14 protein-coding genes are annotated in these 17,112 nt (G+C 54.6%); 6 read left to right on the forward strand and 8 right to left on the reverse strand.

The features are described from left to right. Nucleotides 1-41: 41 nt before the first annotated feature. Nucleotides 42-398 (reverse strand): DUF2500 domain-containing protein, encoded by a 357-nt coding sequence (locus N5923_RS08590; protein ID WP_267140727.1) that lies wholly within the window; start codon nt 396-398, stop codon nt 42-44. A 172-nt stretch (nt 399-570) separates the two neighbouring features. Here N5923_RS08590 and N5923_RS08595 point away from each other — a divergent pair, with 172 nt between their 5' ends. Next, complete coding sequence (locus N5923_RS08595) at nt 571-1,197, forward strand: lysoplasmalogenase (protein ID WP_267140728.1); 627 nt, start codon at nt 571-573, stop codon at nt 1,195-1,197. Between the two features lie 97 nt (nt 1,198-1,294). Next, nucleotides 1,295-3,550 carry a zinc/cadmium/mercury/lead-transporting ATPase gene (locus tag N5923_RS08600; protein ID WP_267140729.1) on the forward strand — a complete coding sequence of 752 codons (2,256 nt, stop codon included), beginning with the start codon at nt 1,295-1,297 and terminating at the stop codon, nt 3,548-3,550. Nucleotides 3,551-3,670: 120 nt separating this feature from the next. Here N5923_RS08600 and tusA read toward each other — a convergent pair whose 3' ends face one another. Further along, entirely contained in the window at nt 3,671-3,916 is a 246-nt protein-coding gene (tusA, locus tag N5923_RS08605) for a sulfurtransferase TusA (RefSeq protein WP_017799504.1), read from the reverse strand. 331 nt (nt 3,917-4,247) lie between these two features. Between tusA and N5923_RS08610 the strand changes: the two genes are divergently transcribed. Both N5923_RS08610 and N5923_RS08615 read left to right on the forward strand, forming a co-directional pair. Continuing rightward, the gene (locus tag N5923_RS08610) at nt 4,248-4,913 is read left to right on the forward strand and encodes a 7-cyano-7-deazaguanine/7-aminomethyl-7-deazaguanine transporter (RefSeq protein ID WP_267140730.1); all 666 of its coding nucleotides are present in this window, start codon (nt 4,248-4,250) and stop codon (nt 4,911-4,913) included. 126 nt (nt 4,914-5,039) lie between these two features. Next, nucleotides 5,040-5,597 (forward strand): DcrB family lipoprotein, encoded by a 558-nt coding sequence (locus N5923_RS08615; RefSeq protein ID WP_267140731.1) that lies wholly within the window; start codon nt 5,040-5,042, stop codon nt 5,595-5,597. A 55-nt stretch (nt 5,598-5,652) separates the two neighbouring features. On the opposite strand, the gene iolE is transcribed toward N5923_RS08615, so the two are convergent. The 4 genes from iolE to iolD are packed head-to-tail and all read right to left on the reverse strand — an operon-like array spanning nt 5,653 to nt 10,493. After that, nucleotides 5,653-6,549, reverse strand: a complete 897-nt coding sequence (gene iolE, locus N5923_RS08620) for a myo-inosose-2 dehydratase (RefSeq protein WP_267140732.1) — start codon at nt 6,547-6,549, stop codon at nt 5,653-5,655. Nucleotides 6,550-6,595: 46 nt separating this feature from the next. Further along, nucleotides 6,596-7,480, reverse strand: coding sequence for a sugar phosphate isomerase/epimerase family protein (locus N5923_RS08625; protein ID WP_267140733.1), 885 nt, complete (start codon nt 7,478-7,480; stop codon nt 6,596-6,598). A 15-nt stretch (nt 7,481-7,495) separates the two neighbouring features. Next, the gene (locus tag N5923_RS08630) at nt 7,496-8,512 is read right to left on the reverse strand and encodes a Gfo/Idh/MocA family protein (protein ID WP_267140734.1); all 1,017 of its coding nucleotides are present in this window, start codon (nt 8,510-8,512) and stop codon (nt 7,496-7,498) included. A 40-nt stretch (nt 8,513-8,552) separates the two neighbouring features. Then, nucleotides 8,553-10,493 carry a 3D-(3,5/4)-trihydroxycyclohexane-1,2-dione acylhydrolase (decyclizing) gene (iolD, locus tag N5923_RS08635; RefSeq protein ID WP_267140735.1) on the reverse strand — a complete coding sequence of 647 codons (1,941 nt, stop codon included), beginning with the start codon at nt 10,491-10,493 and terminating at the stop codon, nt 8,553-8,555. Nucleotides 10,494-11,032: 539 nt separating this feature from the next. On the opposite strand from iolD, the gene N5923_RS08640 reads away from it, so the two are divergent. Both N5923_RS08640 and N5923_RS08645 read left to right on the forward strand, forming a co-directional pair. Then, nucleotides 11,033-12,952, forward strand: coding sequence for a bifunctional 5-dehydro-2-deoxygluconokinase/5-dehydro-2-deoxyphosphogluconate aldolase (locus N5923_RS08640; RefSeq protein WP_267140736.1), 1,920 nt, complete (start codon nt 11,033-11,035; stop codon nt 12,950-12,952). Nucleotides 12,953-13,223: 271 nt separating this feature from the next. Continuing rightward, nucleotides 13,224-14,069, forward strand: coding sequence for a MurR/RpiR family transcriptional regulator (locus N5923_RS08645; protein ID WP_267140737.1), 846 nt, complete (start codon nt 13,224-13,226; stop codon nt 14,067-14,069). Between the two features lie 402 nt (nt 14,070-14,471). Here the strand turns inward: N5923_RS08645 and iolB are convergent, their stop codons facing one another. Together iolB and N5923_RS08655 are read right to left on the reverse strand one after the other, a co-directional pair. Further along, a complete protein-coding gene (gene iolB, locus N5923_RS08650) occupies nt 14,472-15,287 on the reverse strand; it encodes a 5-deoxy-glucuronate isomerase (protein WP_267141197.1) in 816 nt (271 codons plus the stop codon). 23 nt (nt 15,288-15,310) lie between these two features. Beyond that, nucleotides 15,311-16,816 carry a CoA-acylating methylmalonate-semialdehyde dehydrogenase gene (locus N5923_RS08655; protein WP_267141196.1) on the reverse strand — a complete coding sequence of 502 codons (1,506 nt, stop codon included), beginning with the start codon at nt 16,814-16,816 and terminating at the stop codon, nt 15,311-15,313. Between the last annotated feature and the right edge of the window lie 296 nt (nt 16,817-17,112).

Raw genomic sequence — 17,112 nt, forward strand, 5'->3', positions numbered from 1 at the left:
ATAATTTCACCATTGGCATGACGGCGTTCTCGCCGCCCGCTTTATGGCGTTGGCACAAAACTGACAAAGCGCGATCCCTTGACCCGTAATTTACCCTGCACGCCCTTATCAATCTGATGATAATCCTCAGCATTCAGCACCAGCTTAAAATCACCGGCGCCATTTAACGGATGGAACCAGGCTTCGTAGCGCATATCTTCAACCGGGATCACCTCGCGCTGGCGCGAACGGCGATTTGACGCCGGGAATTCGCGTTTAGCCTTTACTTCAACCGGGATAGCACGCAGCGGTGAGGCGTCATTCACCGCCACTTCGCGCCGCTGCTTAATAAACTGGCGGGTGGCAAGAATGGCAATAATCGCCAGTACGATGAAAAAGATTAGCGGTGGCTTGCTCATGTTTCTCCCGTGCTTCAGGGTCTCAGGTGATAAATTTTGGCCGGGCAAAAGCATACAACCAGATTGCTACCATTGTCACATGCAGAGCGCGTAATCTAGACTGGGATCGAAACTACGGGAAAATAATATTCAGGTTTTACGGACATAAGTCCGCAGAAAAAGGAAAAAAATTATGCTTTGGTCCTTTTTAGCCGTGCTCTTTTCGGGCTGGTTGTATGTTGATGCATCTTATCGTGGTCCACAGTGGCAACGCTGGGTATTTAAGCCGGTGACACTGCTGCTGTTACTGGCCTGGGCATGGCAGGCACCGGTACTGAGCACTGCCGAATATCTGATCTTATTCGGTCTGCTGGCGACGCTGACTGGCGATGCGCTGACGCTGCTGCCGCAACAGCGCATGCTGTATGCCATCGGCGCATTTTTCCTTTCGCACCTGCTGTATACCATTAGTTTTGCCGGGCATATGACGCTGGCCTTTTTCTGGCCGATTCCGCTGACGCTGGTGATTGTCGGCGCACTGCTGATCGCCGCCATCTGGACACGGCTTGAAGAGTTGCGCTGGCCGATTTGCACCTTTATCGGCATGACGCTGGTGATGGTATGGCTGACGGCAGAGCAATATTACTTTAGTCCGACCGATTACAGCTTCTCGCTGCTGGCAGGTACGCTGTTTCTGCTGCTGGCGAATATTGTCTGGTTTATCAGCCATTATCGTCGCCGTTTCAATGCCGATCGCGCTATTGTTGCCGCCAGCTACTTCCTTGGCCACTTCCTGATTGTGCGTTCCCTCTATCTTTAAGCGACGATGGAAGCTTGACTCTGGAGTTGACTCCAGAGTGTAGGATATCAGCACAGGCGGACAGTATCGTCCGCCGTCTGATACTCCGGGAGGTTTTATGCATCAACACTCTTCCTGCGGCTGTGGCGAACGCCACGCGGCGAAAAAACCGGCCTGCAACACCCCGGCACGCCCGGTTATCCAGAAAATCACCACGATTTCAGCCGCGCCGGTCGAAGGTGCCTGTTGTCAGGATACCGCCTGCGCCTCAGGTGACGATCCCGACGATGAGGTCGACAGGCCTGCTGGCGGTGAACAATTCAGCTGGCTGATCGGCGGCATGGATTGCCCGAGCTGTGCACGCAAAATCGAAACCGCGGTAAAACGTGTTGAGGGTGTCAGTCACGCCCGGGTGATCTATGCCACCGAGAAACTGGTGGTCAATGCAGGCAGCAATATCACTAAAAGTGTCGAACAGGCGGTAAAAAAGGCCGGCTTTAGCCTGAAAAGCGCCAAAACTGACGCATCAGAAGCCAGCTTCTGGCAGGAAAATCGCGCAATCATTGTGCTTAGCGTGCTGATGCTGACCAGCTGGATCCTCAGCAGCATCGACGAAAGCAGCGGACGGCTGGCGTTTATCGCCACGACTCTCGCCGGTATCTGGCCGGTCGGCAAAAAAGCTGTGCAGCTGATACGCAGCGGAACGCCATTTGCTATTGAAACCCTGATGAGTATTGCTGCCATCGGTGCGCTATTTATCGGCGCAACCGCCGAAGCCGCCATGGTGTTACTGCTGTTTTTACTGGGCGAACGGCTGGAATCCTTTGCCGCCAGCCGTGCCCGACGCGGCGTGACCGCGCTGATGGCGCTGAAGCCGGATGAAGCGGTGCGCCTGCGCGGTGACCAGCGCGAAACTGTCGCGGTCGATAGCCTGCGCCCTGGCGACAGGATTGAAGTGGCGGCGGGCGCACGCTTACCGGCTGATGCTCTCCTGCTCGATGTCTTTGCCAGTTTTGATGAAAGCGCACTGACCGGTGAATCCGTGCCGGTTGAGCGCCAGCAGGGTGAAAAAGTGGCCGCAGGCTGTACCAGTGTTGATCGTCAGGTACAGATGGAAGTGGTGTCACGCAATGGCGAAAGCGCCATTGACCGTATTCTGCATCTGATTGAACAGGCCGAACAGCGTCGCGCGCCGATTGAGCGCTTCCTCGACCGTTTCAGCCGCTACTACACCCCGGTGATTATGGCACTGGCGCTGCTGGTGACGCTGATCCCGCCGCTGCTGTTTGCCGCAGAATGGCAACCCTGGATTTACAAAGGGCTGACGCTGCTGCTGATTGGTTGTCCGTGCGCGCTGGTGATCTCAACGCCGGCGGCGATTACCTCCGCGCTGGCGGCCGCCACCCGCCGCGGTGCGCTGATTAAAGGCGGGGCGGCGCTGGAAAGCCTCGGCGCGGTGCGCACTGTCGCCTTTGATAAAACTGGCACCCTGACGGAAGGCAAACCGGTGATCACCGATGTGCTGGCCCTGAACGGCGAAAATAAACCGGCCCTGCTGCTGAAAGCGGCGGCGGTCGAAACGGGTTCATCGCATCCGCTGGCGCGCGCGATTGTCGCCCATGCCAGTACGCTGAATCAGCCGATCCCGCTCGCCAGCGATCAGCGGGCGCTGGCGGGAAGCGGCGTCGAAGCGACGGTTAACGGACGCCAGCTGTTGATCACGGCGCCGGCAAAACTGACGCAGCTGACGGATGCGCAGCAGGCGCAGATTGCTGAACTGGAGTCCGCCGGAAAAACCACCGTCGTGGTGCTGGAAGATCAGCAGCCAATTGGCCTGATTGCGCTGCGTGACCGCGTGCGTGACGATGCGCAGCAGGCGCTTAGCCAGCTGCAAGAACTGGGTATTACCAGCATCATGCTGACCGGCGATAACCCACGGGCGGCGGCAGCGATTGCCGCTGAGCTGGGTATCGATTATCGCGCCAGTCTGTTACCGGCCGACAAAGTACAGGCGGTAGCGGAGCTGAATCAGCAACAGCCGGTGGCGATGGTGGGTGACGGCATTAACGATGCGCCGGCGATGAAAGCGGCCACCATTGGCATTGCGATGGGTGGCGGCAGCGATGTGGCGCTGGAAACCGCCGACGCCGCGCTGACGCATAATCATCTGACCGGTCTGGCGGCGATGATCCGCCTGTCACGTGCGACCCATGCCAATATCCGGCAGAATATCGCCATCGCGCTGGGGCTGAAGGCGGTATTTCTGCTGACGACGCTGTTGGGGATGACCGGATTGTGGCTGGCGGTGCTGGCGGATTCTGGCGCGACGGCACTGGTTACCGCCAATGCGTTGCGGTTATTGCGGAAGAAATAATTTGGTCACTGGCGGCGCAAACGCCGCCCCTATAGCTGACAGGAAGTAGGGGCGGCGTTTTCGCCGCCCATGATAATGATTGCGTCGGTTCTTGATAACGGCGTTTTCGCCGCCCGCCGGTCACAAGCCTTTCTTCAACAGATACTTATATGGCGTGGTCTCCACCGACTGCGCCAGCAGAGTATGTTCCATAAAACGACAAAAACCGGGGATATCGCGCGTGGTGGCCGGGTCATCGGCAATAATCAGCAGCGTTTCCCCTTCCTGCATTACGCGCACGGCTTTGCGCACCATCATCACAGGTTCCGGGCAGCGCAGGCCCAGCGCATCTAAGGTTTGATCCGGGTTGGCGAAGATATCGCTCATAACACTCTTATTACCGCATATTGACAAGAATACCGCTTATTCTACCCCTGAGTGCCCGCGGTGCAAGTCAGATGCGTGACGTTAACGTTTGCGTTAAAATTAACCATTGCAATAGAAGACGAAATCGGTAAGATTCCGGCCGGTTTATGATTTCCCCATACTAAGGGCGTTATCGTTGCAGCCAGTTTGGTCACGGCCAGCGCACAGCCACCGCAGCGTACTGAAGTACGTGAGGATGGCGAGCACTGCCCGGGGACAAAATGGCAAATAAGATAGCCCGAAAAAAGTTCCCACTGGGTTCCCTCACCCCATATCTAAAAAGGCTACATTGATGATCTCTTTTACTCCGCGTCAGCGCACTTATGCGTTGGTCTGGCTATCACTATTCCATCTGCTGGTGATCACTTCCAGTAACTATCTGGTACAGCTACCGATCTCAATATTCGGCTTGCATACCACCTGGGGTGCGTTTAGTTTTCCGTTTATCTTCCTCGCAACCGATCTGACGGTACGCATTTTTGGTGCGCCGCTGGCACGTCGTATTATTCTGCTGGTGATGGTTCCGGCACTGTTTATCTCTTACGCCCTTTCATCACTCTATTTTCAGGGCGAGTGGCAGGGCTTCGCGGCGCTGCGCGAGGTAAATCTGTTTGTCGCCCGTATCGCCTGCGCCAGCTTTATGGCCTATGCATTAGGGCAAATCCTTGATGTACACGTGTTTAACCGTCTGCGCCGCAACGCCCGCTGGTGGATTGCGCCGGCCGCAGCAATGTTTCTCGGCAATATCAGCGATACCCTCGCCTTCTTCTTTATTGCTTTCTACAAAAGCCCCGATCCGTTTATGGCGCAGAACTGGATGGAGATCGCGCTGGTGGATTACAGCTTCAAAGTACTGATCTGCATGGTCTTCTTCCTGCCTGCCTATGGCGTATTGCTGAACGCCGCGCTGAAACGTCTGGCGGAACGCAGCAATAAAGCTGAACTGAATTTCGGATAACACTGCTGCCGCTGTAGCCATTAACAGCATATTCTGTGACAGTAAGCGGGTTGCTTTTACTGACTGATTTAGTTTGTATGTACCCTAAGCTGAAACTCAGTACGCGAATTAATAAAAGGGATCCTGATGCGTAACGTGGCGAAATATGTAGGAATCGGTTTACTGGTCTTGGGCTTAGCCGCCTGTGACGGTAAAGATGACAAGGCGGCAGCGGATGATAATGGCGTGAGCAGCAGCCAGTCGGCGCAGACGGTTAATCTGATGGATGGCAAACTGAGTTTTGTTCTGCCAGCGGGCATGTCCGACAAAAGCGGCAAGCTGGGCACTCAGGCTAACAATATGCATGTTTATGCCGATGAATCGGGTCAGAAAGCGATTATCGTTATTGACGGTGATGCCACCACTGACGGGCTGGATGTATTGTCAAAACGTCTGGAAGCGCAGCAGCGTAACCGCGATCCGCAGTTGCAGGTGGTGACCAATAAATCCATCACGCTGAAAGGTCAGACGGCGCAGCAGCTGGATAGCGTGATCTCGGCGAACAACCAGTCATCCTGGTCTTCGGTGATCCTGAGTAAAGTCGACGGCAAACTGCTGACGCTGCAAATTACCCTGCCAGCGGATAATCAGCAGCAGGCGCAGAGCGAAGCGGAAAATATTATTAATACGATTTCGCTGAAATAGTTCTGCTAGCGGGCGGCGAGAACGCCGCCCCTGCGTTTTATTGTAGGGGAGCCGATTACAAACCTGCCGTCTCGCGAATATATTTGCGTGCTTTCACAGCATACTCAAACGGGTTAGCCAGCGCCGGATCCTGCTCGGCTTCCACCACCATCCAGCCTTTATAGCCGTAATCGTCGAGGATTTTAAATACCGGTTTAAAATCGATCACCCCGTCACCCGGTACGGTAAAGGTGCCTTTCTTCACCCCGTCGAGGAATGACAGCTTCTCACGACGCACCTGCGCCACAATCTCATCGCGCACATCTTTTAAATGCACATGATTGATGCGTGGCAGATACGTCGTCAGCAGCGCCAGCATCTTCTCCTGCGAGCCTTCGGAGTAATAGGCGTGGCCGGTATCGTACAGCAGGAATACATCGTCATTGGTCAGCGCCATAAAGCGATCCACTTCTTCAGTGGTCTGGATACCGGTGCCCATATGATGATGCAGACAGACCTGCATCCCCTTCGCTGCGGCGATTTTCGCCAGCTCGTTGTAGCCTTCCGCCGTCAGGCGCCACTCTTCATCGCTGAAATAAGGCTTCTCTTCCAGTACCGCCAGCGTGGTGCCCTGGATACTTTTGCTCTGCTCTGAACAGCCAATCACTCTGGCGCCCATCGCATGCAGGAAATTCATATGATTGGTAAATTCATCGATGGTTTTCGCTTTATCGCCCTGGGCGAAGAAAGTACTAAACCAGGCGTTACAAATCTGCAAACCGCGAATATCCAGCATCGGCTTTAGTACCGCCGGATCGCGCGGATATTTGCTGCCCACTTCGCTACCGGTAAAACCGGCCAGCGCCATTTCGCTGACGATTTGCTGGAACGTATTCTCTTTACCTAAATCAGGCATATCGTCGTTGGTCCAGCCAATCGGCGCGATCGCCAGTTTTACATTATCTTTATTCATCGCAATCTCTCCACGGGCGGCACGAACGCCCCCCCTGTGAATAGGGTTATTGGCTCAGCAACTCACGCTCAATCAATTCACGCGTTTCCACAGCCTGATATTTCATTTTTTCCGGATAACCAAACAGTGAAGAGGCAATAATCGATTCACCGCCCACCTTGTAGTTACGGTTGGCAAAATCCATCTCACGCAGCGTCTGGAACAGCGTCGGGAAATCGACTTCCCCTTCGCCTACACCCACATGCTGGTGAATGGTGGCATCGACGCCCGGTGGATTGACGATATAGCGACAATGTTTGGTGTGGTTCATGGTATCGGCGATCAGCACATGCGACAGATCATCACCGGCATACTCCAGCATATTCTTCACATCGCCCTTCCCTTTGTCATAGAAGAAGGTGTGCGGCACGCTGTACAGGTATTTCACATGCTCACTGCGGAATGACTTCACCAGATCGGCGGTTTCGTTGCTCTCTTCGCAGAAATCCCATGGGTGTGACTGAATTTCGACGCGGATACCTTCACGTTCGATAATCGGCAGCAACTCTTCCATCGAGCGATAGAACATCTCTTCACAGATTTCCGGCTCGTTTGGCGTGCCGGACAGCTCGGTGTTAATCACCGGCACACCCATCTCCACGGCGATCTCAATCATCCGTTTCCAGTTTCTCACCGCCGCCTGACGACGCGCTTCATCCGGGCCAGACCAGCGATAGACCACGATAAAAGAGGAGATCTCCACACCCGTTGCCTTTAGCGCGTTTTTGTACTCGGTCACGATCTCGCGGCTGGCTTTCGGATGCTTATAAAACGGGTTTATCTGCGGATGCGGCGACTGTTCAATATATTTGTAACCCCAGTCCGCGACCTGGTGAACCATTTTGGTGATGCCTAAATCTTTAATGACATCAACATCAAAAGCGATTTTCATCGGTCTCTCCGTGGATTATGACTTGTTGTAAAACGCCGGACGCGCGGGCAGTTCAACCGGCTCAATCGCGCCGCTGTTCTGCGCCTTAATACAGGCATCGGCAGCCACTGACGCGGCATAACCATCCCATGCTGACGGGCCCTGTAGCTGACCGGCAGTGGCATCATTAATAAATGCCTGTAACTCAACGTCGTACGCATCGATAAAGCGATCTTTCCAGTCGGTAAGAATGGTTTCCGACAGTTTGGCTTCTTTACGCAGCAGCACTGACTGAGGTTCCGGCAGTCTGGCAATTCCCTCTTCACCCACTACTTCACACTGAATATCGTAGCCGTAGGCACAGTTAACAAAGATCTCCACATCGATGCGAATCCCTTTGTGGGTTTCAAACAGGACAATCTGTGGATCTTTCAGTTTGGCGTGTGACTTAGAGCTGGTGCGTGGGAACACCACCTGCACGGTCTTGTAGTCATCTTCGGTCAGCCAGCGCAACACATCCAGTTCGTGGATCAGCGTATTGGTGATCGCCATATCGGTGACATAGTTTTCCGGTACGGTTGGATTGCGGTGTGCGCAGTGCAGCATCAGCGGCTCGCCAATTTCGCCGTCAGTAATCACCTTTTTCAGCGCCACATAGCCTGCGTCGTACGGGCGCATAAAGCCCACCTGCACCAGACGCTTGCCGAACTTAATTTCGGCGTCAACGATACGGCGGCAGCCTTCAGCGGTCATCGCCAGCGGCTTCTCACAGAACACCGGCTTACCAGCGGCAATCGCGGCGAGGGTGAACTCTTCATGGGTCGGATCCCATGAAGTAACCAGCACCGCATCAACCTCGCTGGATTTCACGACTTCATGGCCATCGGCATAGACTTCAGCCTCAAGGCCGAGACGGTTGAGGGCGGCTTTAGCGCCATCAACATTGATATCCGATACCGCCACCACCCTGGCCCCTTGCAGTACTTTGCTGCAGCGGCGAATGTGTTCCTGGCCGATAGCGCCAGTACCGATAACACCTAAACGTAGCGTCATGATATCTCCAGAATTTTGTAGGGTTGAGAATCAGTAATAATTAGTATTTGCGTGCCTGATCGAGATGTTCATCCAGCATTTTAGCGACCGCATCAACGCGTTCGGAGGTGGAAACCCGCGCGCCGCCGACGTGCCACCAGCTGAAGTATTTGTGCACCATGGTTTTCGGCAGCACTTTGATATCAATCAGCGTCGAAACCGTCTGCTTCTGCGCATCTTCCAGCGCGGCTTTCAGCTGCGGCAGGGTAGTCACACGATAGGTTTTACAGCCGTAACCGGCGGCAATCGCGGCGAAATCGACCGGCACAAAGCCACCATCCAGTTTGCCGCCTTCAGCATTACGGAAGCGGAACTCGGTGGTAAAGCTATCCATCCCGTGTTCCATCTGCAGATTGTTAATACAGCCGTTAGTCATATTGTCGAACAGCACGACATTGATCTTGGCGCCTTCCTGGATCGAGGTCACCAGCTCGGAGTGCAGCATCATAAAGGAGCCGTCGCCCACCAGCGTATAGACCTCACGATGAGGCTCGGCCAGCTTGACGCCCAGCGATGCGCTGACCTCATAACCCATACAGGAGTAGCCATACTCCACGTGGTAGCTGTTGTAATCTTTATTGCGCCAGACGCGCTGTAAATCACCGGGCAGACTACCCGCGGCGGCGACAATCACTGAATTCTTTGGGAGCTGCTCGTTAAGCGTGCCGAGGACGCTGCTCTGTGTCAGGAAGGAGCTGGTCAGACGATTAAATTCGGCAAACAGCGCTTCGCGATCGATATGGTCGGCAATCTCCGGGATAAAATCAGCACCGCTGTATGCCACCTGATAGACACGCTGGGTCTCTTTCAGCAGCTTACTCTGCGCCTGATCAATCTGCTCACCCCAGCCGCTGCTGAAGCCCTGCTCAGCCAGACGGCTGTCGAGTGCGGTCAGCGCCTCACGCGCATCGGCCACCAGTTGCACGCCATCAAGCTTATAGCTGTCGAAGTTGCTGACGTTGATATTCAGAAAACTGACATCCGGGTTCTGGAAAATCCATTTAGAGGCGGTGGTAAAGTCGGTGTAACGGGTGCCGACGCCAATCACCAGATCGGCCTCTTTCGCCAGCAGATTGGCCGCCAGGCAACCGGTCTCACCAACGCCGCCGACATTAAGCGGGTGATCGGAGATAATCGTACCTTTACCGGCCTGGGTTTCGGCAAACGGAATATGGTGACGCTCGGCGAACTGACGCAGCGCTTCACCGGCGTCGGAGTATTTCACCCCGCCACCGCAAACGATCAGCGGTTTACGTTTACGCGCCAGCAGCTTCAGCGCGTCATCCAGCTGGGCAGCGGTCGGCAGACGGCGATCAAGACGATGTACGCGTTTCTGGAAGAAATACTCCGGGAAATCCCAGGCTTCACCCTGCACATCCTGCGGCAGCGACAGCGTCACCGCGCCGGTTTCTGCCGGGTCAGTCAGCACGCGCATCGCATTGATACAGGCGGTCATCAGCTGTTCAGGACGGCTAACACGGTCCCAGTATTTACTGACCGCGCGGAACGCATCGTTGGTACTGATGCTGAGATCGTGACTCTGTTCAATCTGCTGCAACACCGGGTCGGGCTGACGGGTGGCAAAGACATCGCCCGGCAGCAGCAGCAGTGGAATACGGTTGGCCGTGGCAGTAGCGGCGGCGGTGATCATATTGGCCGCGCCTGGTCCGACGGAGGAACTACAGGCGATAATTTCGCGACGCAGCTTCTGTTTGGCATAACCAATCGCCGCATGCGCCATCCCCTGCTCGTTGCGCCCCTGCAGCACCACCAGATCACCGCTATCCTGTTCCAGAGCCTGACCAATGCCAAGCACATTGCCATGGCCGAAGATGGCAAAAATCCCTTTTACAAACTTGGTTTCGGTGCCGTCAACGGACAGATACTGATTATCGAGGAATCTGACCAGCGCCTGTGCCGTGGTTAATCTAATCTTGCCCATGTGCTCATCCTTTACGTAAGGGTCCGCCTGAAACAGACATGCCGCAGTGCGTATTTAAGGCCGCCGCTGACGTTAACGAACAGGCGACAACTGATAAGTGAAACGTGAGGCGATTATAAACAAATATTTTTTCCACTAAACACAATTACAGAAAAAACATTTCATTTTGCGAGAGAGATCAAATTCTGCCGTTTACAGGGGTTTGCCAGACGGTTTTCACACCATGAACTGAAACATTCCGCCACCCTTATGCTGTAAAAGGAAATTTAATTTCACTTCAACAGCTTCACGGCTTTAGCGCACACGAGTTGCGACAGCGCTCACAGCTTTTGCCGTGCCTGGCGTCAGCGATAAAACCATCACCACGGGCTGCAGACCGCCAGAGTTTTATCTACCTCACAATTTTGGGGTGAAGATTTCATTTCATATTGAATTTGGAATTTTTATTCCTCATACTGCCAGACATGTTAAATCGGTTCGATCGGCTTTACCCGGAGAAGCCAGGCAGAGTCTGCTTATCACAGAAGGAAACCACAGGTATGAGTACACAACAGAAGCGGCTTGATGTGATTTGTATCGGACGCATCGCCGTTGACTTTTATGGCCAGCAAATCGGTGCGCGACTGGAAGACACCAACACATTTTCAAAATATCTTGGCGGCTCGTCCGGTAACGTGGCGTATGGCACGGCGATTCAGGGGCTGAAATCCGCCATGCTGGCGCGTGTGGGTGATGAGCATAACGGTCGTTTCCTGCGTGAAGAGCTGCAACGTGTCGGCGTTGATACACAATCACTGATCACTGATGAGTCGCGTCTGACCGGGATGGTGATTCTGGGTATTAAAGATGAAGATACCTTTCCGCTGATCTTCTACCGTGAAAACTGCGCCGATATGGGTCTGATCCCGGAGGATATCCGTGAAGAGTATATTGCCTCCTCGCGAGCGGTGGCGGTCACCGGCACCCACCTGTCGCACCCCGATACCCGTGCGGCAGTGCTGAAAGCGCTGGATATCGCCCGCCGTCATGGCCTGCGCACCGCGCTGGATATCGATTATCGTCCGGTACTCTGGGGTCTGACTTCACTCGGCGATGGCGAAACCCGCTTTATCGAATCTCAGCATGTCACCCAACAGCTGCAGGAAGTGCTGCACTACTTCGATCTGGTGGTCGGTACCGAAGAAGAGTTCCATATTGCCGGCGGCAGCACCGATACGCTGACGGCGCTGAAAAATGTGCGACAGGCAACTAACGCCACCCTGGTGTGTAAGCGCGGTCCGCTGGGTTGCGTGGTATTTGAAGACGCCATCCCGGACAGCTGGGAAGCGACCCGGCTGCAAAGCGGCGTGCGTGTTGAAGTGCTGAATGTCCTGGGCGCGGGCGACGCCTTTATGTCCGGTCTGCTGCGCGGCTGGTTAAATGATGAAGGCTGGGAGCAGGCGTGTCGCTATGCCAATGCCTGTGGCGCGCTGGTGGTATCACGCCACGGTTGCGCACCGGCGATGCCAACCAAAGAGGAGCTGGATGACTTCCTGGCGCGCGATAACGAGGTCAAACGCCCGGATCTGGATGCGCGCCTCAACCATCTGCATCGCGTCACCACGCGTAAGCAGCAGTGGCAGGAACTGAATGTGTTCGCCTTTGACCACCGCAAGCAGCTGGCCGATATGGCGCGCGAAGCCGGGGTCGATGAAGCACGTATTCCGCAGCTGAAAACGCTGCTGTTAAAAGGTGCGCAGGAAGCGGCGGCGGAAGCTGGTCTGGAAAATCGCAGCGGCATCCTTGCCGATACCACTTATGGTCAGAAAGCGCTGAATGCGATTACCGGTAAAGGCTGGTGGATCGGCCGGCCGATTGAACTGCCGGGTTCACGTCCGCTGCGCCTGGAACATGGCAATATCGGCTCGCAGCTGATCGACTGGCCGCAGGAGCATGTGGTGAAATGCCTGGTGTTCTACCATCCGCACGATAGCGCCGAAATCCGTCAGCAGCAGGATGAGCTGATTCTCGATGTCTGGCGCGGCTGTAACAAATCAGGTCATGAGCTGCTGCTGGAGGTGATTCTGCCGGAAAGCAATCCTGACCATCAGGAGTCTTATTATCACGAGATGCTGACGCACTTCTACAGCCTCGGCATTCAGCCGGACTGGTGGAAACTGCCGCCGCTGTCGCTGGCCAGCTGGCAGTCGATTGGCCAGCTTATCGAGAAAAATGACCCGCACTGTCGTGGGATCCTGCTGCTGGGACTGGATGCACCGGAAGAGAAACTGAAAGCCGGTTTTGCCGCCGCCGCCCAGGCGCCGTGGGTAAAAGGCTTTGCCGTCGGTCGCACCATTTTCGGTCAGCCGTCACGTCAGTGGCTGCAGGGCGAACTCGACGATCAGTCGCTAATCAATCAGGTAAAAAGCAATTATCTGAAGCTGATTCGCTACTGGCGCGAAGCGCGTCCGGCGAAATAACTGTTCGGTTTAAGAAGAGGCGACGTCAGGTCGCCTTTTTTTATTGCGGATCCAACCGGCGGCGAGAACATTTATTTGCAGGAGAGCCGTTATCGGCTCCCGTTTCGAAAGCCTGCACCATTCCTGATGAAATTTCGCACCACTTTATGTGAGGTGATTCATATTGCGATGAAATAAAGTCCGCAATATCCGTCATGAAGTGAAATTTTCCATCCATCTGGTAGAATATCGCTCAGCAAAACGCCAATTATTTTTTTAGTGAGCCGAAGTAATGACTAATAATCCGACACAACTTTCCTTGTTACAGGACGACATACGCCGTCGCTACGATACTCTCAGCAAACGCCTGAAACAGGTGGCTCGCTATATCCTGGATAACAGTAACAGTATCGCTTTCGATACCGTCGCTTCCATTGCCCAGCAGGCTGATGTGCCGCCCTCCACCCTGATTCGTTTCTCTAATGCCTTTGGCTTTAGCGGCTTTAACGAAATGAAACAGGTTTTCCGTCAGCATCTGATGGAAGAGACGGTGAACTACACCGAACGTGCGCGCCTGTTTCGTCAGACCGCCACCGATGAAAGCGCCTCTGCCCCGGAGACACCGGCGGAGATCCTCAATGTGTTTACCATGGTGAACTCACAGGCGCTGCAGCAGCTGGCAATGCAGACCAACCCGGAGCAGCTGGAAAAAGCGGTGCAGATGCTGGGGGAAGCGGAAAATATCTACGTTATCGGTCTGCGCCGTTCGTTTAGCGTCGCCTCTTATCTCACCTATGCGCTGCGTCACCTTGAGCGTCGTGCTTTTCTGATTGATGGCCTCGGTGGCATGTTTACCGAGCAGCTGAGCATGGTTAATCCGAAAGACGTGGTAATTGCCATCAGCTACTCACCTTATGCCCGTGAAGCGGTCGAGCTGGTGGAACTGGGCGCCAGGCGTGGTGCGCATCTGATTGCCATCACCGACAGCCAGGTCAGCCCGCTGGCCGCCTTTAGCGATGTCTGTTTTGTGGTGCGTGAAGCGCAGGTTGATGGTTTCCGTTCGCAGGTCGCATCGTTATGTCTGGCGCAGACTCTGGCAGTATCACTGGCGCTGAATAACGCCGATAATACAAAATAACGCAAAGAAACAGTTTCTTTCAGTTGCTATTTTGACTGTCAGTGGCAGGGGCGTACAACAATAAAGTCTGAACCCTGCCCGTTCGTTTCAGGAGGAGACGTAAAATGACACGTTCAATTCAGCAACTCTGTGTGGTGGCTGTTTTAACCACCCTCACCCTGGGTATATGCGCCCCGGCATTTGCCTGCTACCGACAACGCTCCGATTGTTACTATAACTGTATGCGCTTTCATAACTGGCAATGGTGGCAGCGGATGGCTTGTGCGTTAGGTGGTAGCCAGAAGCGCCTCGCCATGGTGCATCACAACGGCACGGGCGGCGAGAACGCCGCCCCTACAATAGATCTGCGTAGGGGCGGCGTTCTCGCCGCCCGTAAAGGTGACCTTATTACTCACAACCGGTTTATTTACGCGGATAGTCGTCGCTATTTACCCAGGCATGATCCTGCTCCCAGCTAAATTTCCATAGACGTACCGGCCCGGCCATCACATTGAGATAGTAGTTATCATACCCGGCGATGGTCGCCACCGGATGATAGCCACGCGGCACGGTAACCACATCACGGTTATAGGCTGCCATACACTCATCCAGCGAGCGGTCGTCAGTGTAAACGCGCTGCATGGCGAAGCCCTGCTCCGGGTTGAACCGATGATAATAGGTCTCTTCCAGATAGGTCTCGGTGTCTGAGTTTTCCTGATCGTGCTTATGGCTTGGATAAGAGCTGGTATCGCCCTCATTGGTATACACTTCCACCACCAGCAGGCTATCGGCCGGTTTGTCATCCGGCAGAATATTATGCACCAGGCGCTTATTGCGCCCCTTGCCGCGCTGCTCAACCCCGACATCAGCGGGTGCAATCAGGCGCGCAGGCAGTTTGCCGCTGCCAGGCGCGTTACAGACTGCCAGCTCCAAATCGGAGTCAGCATAGATTTCTACTTTATCGCTGTGCGGTACATAGACCGAGTAAGGCGGCGTGCGCTCAAATGGCGACATGCGCTTGCCAATGCCCGGAAACTCGGCATGCAACGTTTTAACCGATGCCAGTCCGGCGACCAGCACCAGACACAGCTCTTTATCGCCGCTTTCCAGCGTCAGGGTTTGACCTTTTTTCAACTGATAAGCATCAAAGCCCACATAGCGCCAGCCGGCGCTTTCCGGCGTAACATGCTGGATGCGTCCACTGGCATCCGGTTGTTGATATCTGGCAAGCAAAGACATCCTGCTTCTCCTGTAGTCGATGATTATCCCAGCGTTGGCATGCTGAATTCAGAAACTGTCTTCTGACCGCTCGGCCAGCGTACAGTGGCGGTTTTCATGCGGGTATAGAAACGCACGCCATCCGGTCCATGCACGTTCAGCGCGCCAAACACCGAACGCTTCCAGCCACCAAAGCTATGGAACGCCATTGGTACCGGCACCGGCACATTCACGCCAACCATGCCCGCCTGCACTTCACGCACAAAGTCGCGGCCGGTGTGGCCATTGCTGGTAAAGATGGCGCTGCCGTTACCAAACTCATGGCTGTTCACCAGTTGCAGCGCGCTCTTATAATCCGGCGCACGCATAATGCTCAGCACCGGTCCGAAAATCTCTTCACGCCAGATCACCATATCGGAGGTGACATTATCGAACAGCGTACCGCCGACGTAGTAGCCTTCAGCATAGCCCGGCACGTCGATATTGCGGCCATCAACCACCAGCTTCGCGCCTTCCTGTTCACCTTTATCGATATAACCCAGCACTTTTTTCTGGTGCGCAGCGGAAACCACCGGCCCCATCTCATTTTCATCCTTACCTTTCCGGATGCCCGGGCCAACGCGCAGCGCTTTTACCAGCGGCGTCAGAGCGGCAATCAGTTTGTCGGCAGTATCGTCCCCCACCGCTACCACCACCGGCAGCGCCATACAGCGTTCACCGGCAGAGCCAAACGCGCCGCCCATAATCGCGTTCACCGTGGCATCGAGATCGGCGTCCGGCATCACGATGGCATGGTTCTTCGCCGCGCCGAATGCCTGTACGCGTTTGCCATGGGCACTGGCGGTTTTATAGATATGCTCCGCCACGCCAGAAGAGCCAACAAAACTCACCGCCTGCACACGCGGATCGGTATACAGCTGCTCGGCATCCTGGTTCGAACAGTGAATCACGTTAAATACACCATCCGGCAGACCCGCTTCGGTCAGCAGTTCAGCCATACGTACAGAAGCGGAAGGATCAAGCGCCGGTGGCTTCAGCACAAAGGTGTTGCCGCAGGCCAGTGCGATCGGGAACATCCACAGTGGCACCATCGCCGGGAAGTTAAATGGCGTAATCCCCGCCACCACGCCCAGGGGCTGCATCAGCGAGTAGCTGTCAACGCCGGTGCCGACATCAGCAGAGTTCTCGCCCTTAATCAGGTGAGGAATACCACAGGCAAACTCCACCACTTCCAGACCGCGGGTCAGTTCACCCAGCGCATCAGACCACACTTTGCCGTGTTCACTGACAATCAGCTCGGCCAGCTCTTCGCGATGCTGTTCCATCAGCGCTTTAAAGTTAAACATGATACGTGCGCGGCGCAGCGGTGAAGTGCGGGACCACTCATCAAAGGCGTTATGTGCCACTTCAATGGTTTTTGCCACTTCCGCTGCGGTGCTTTGCGTCAGCTCGCGCACTGGTTTGCCGGTTGCCGGATCGTAGACCGGAATTGTTTCATTGCTGGCGCTGAATGAAGTTTTACCGCCAATAAAGTTACCCGTGATATTCATGTTCTTGCCTCTTTGATGTGGTGGATCCCTGCAGGCAGACTTCGACCTCGCACGCTACCTGACCGGACAAAACCCGAATGCGTGCTAAGAAAGTATTATATTGAAATAAATTTTTCAAATATTTCCCTTTGAAAAATTCGTTTTTAGCGGCGTGGATCGCATTTTTTCTGCAAGGGGAATTTCCCGGCGGCGAACGGGGTTAACAGCGGCGCGGTTCCTCCGTCATTGCAGGATTTTTTGCGAAGCAGATCTAAAAATTTAAATTTCACATTTAACTATTTATGAAATAAATGTTC

Origin of the sequence: Winslowiella arboricola (genome assembly GCF_025527015.1) — a bacterium.
Taxonomy (GTDB): Bacteria; Pseudomonadota; Gammaproteobacteria; order Enterobacterales; family Enterobacteriaceae; genus Erwinia; species Erwinia arboricola.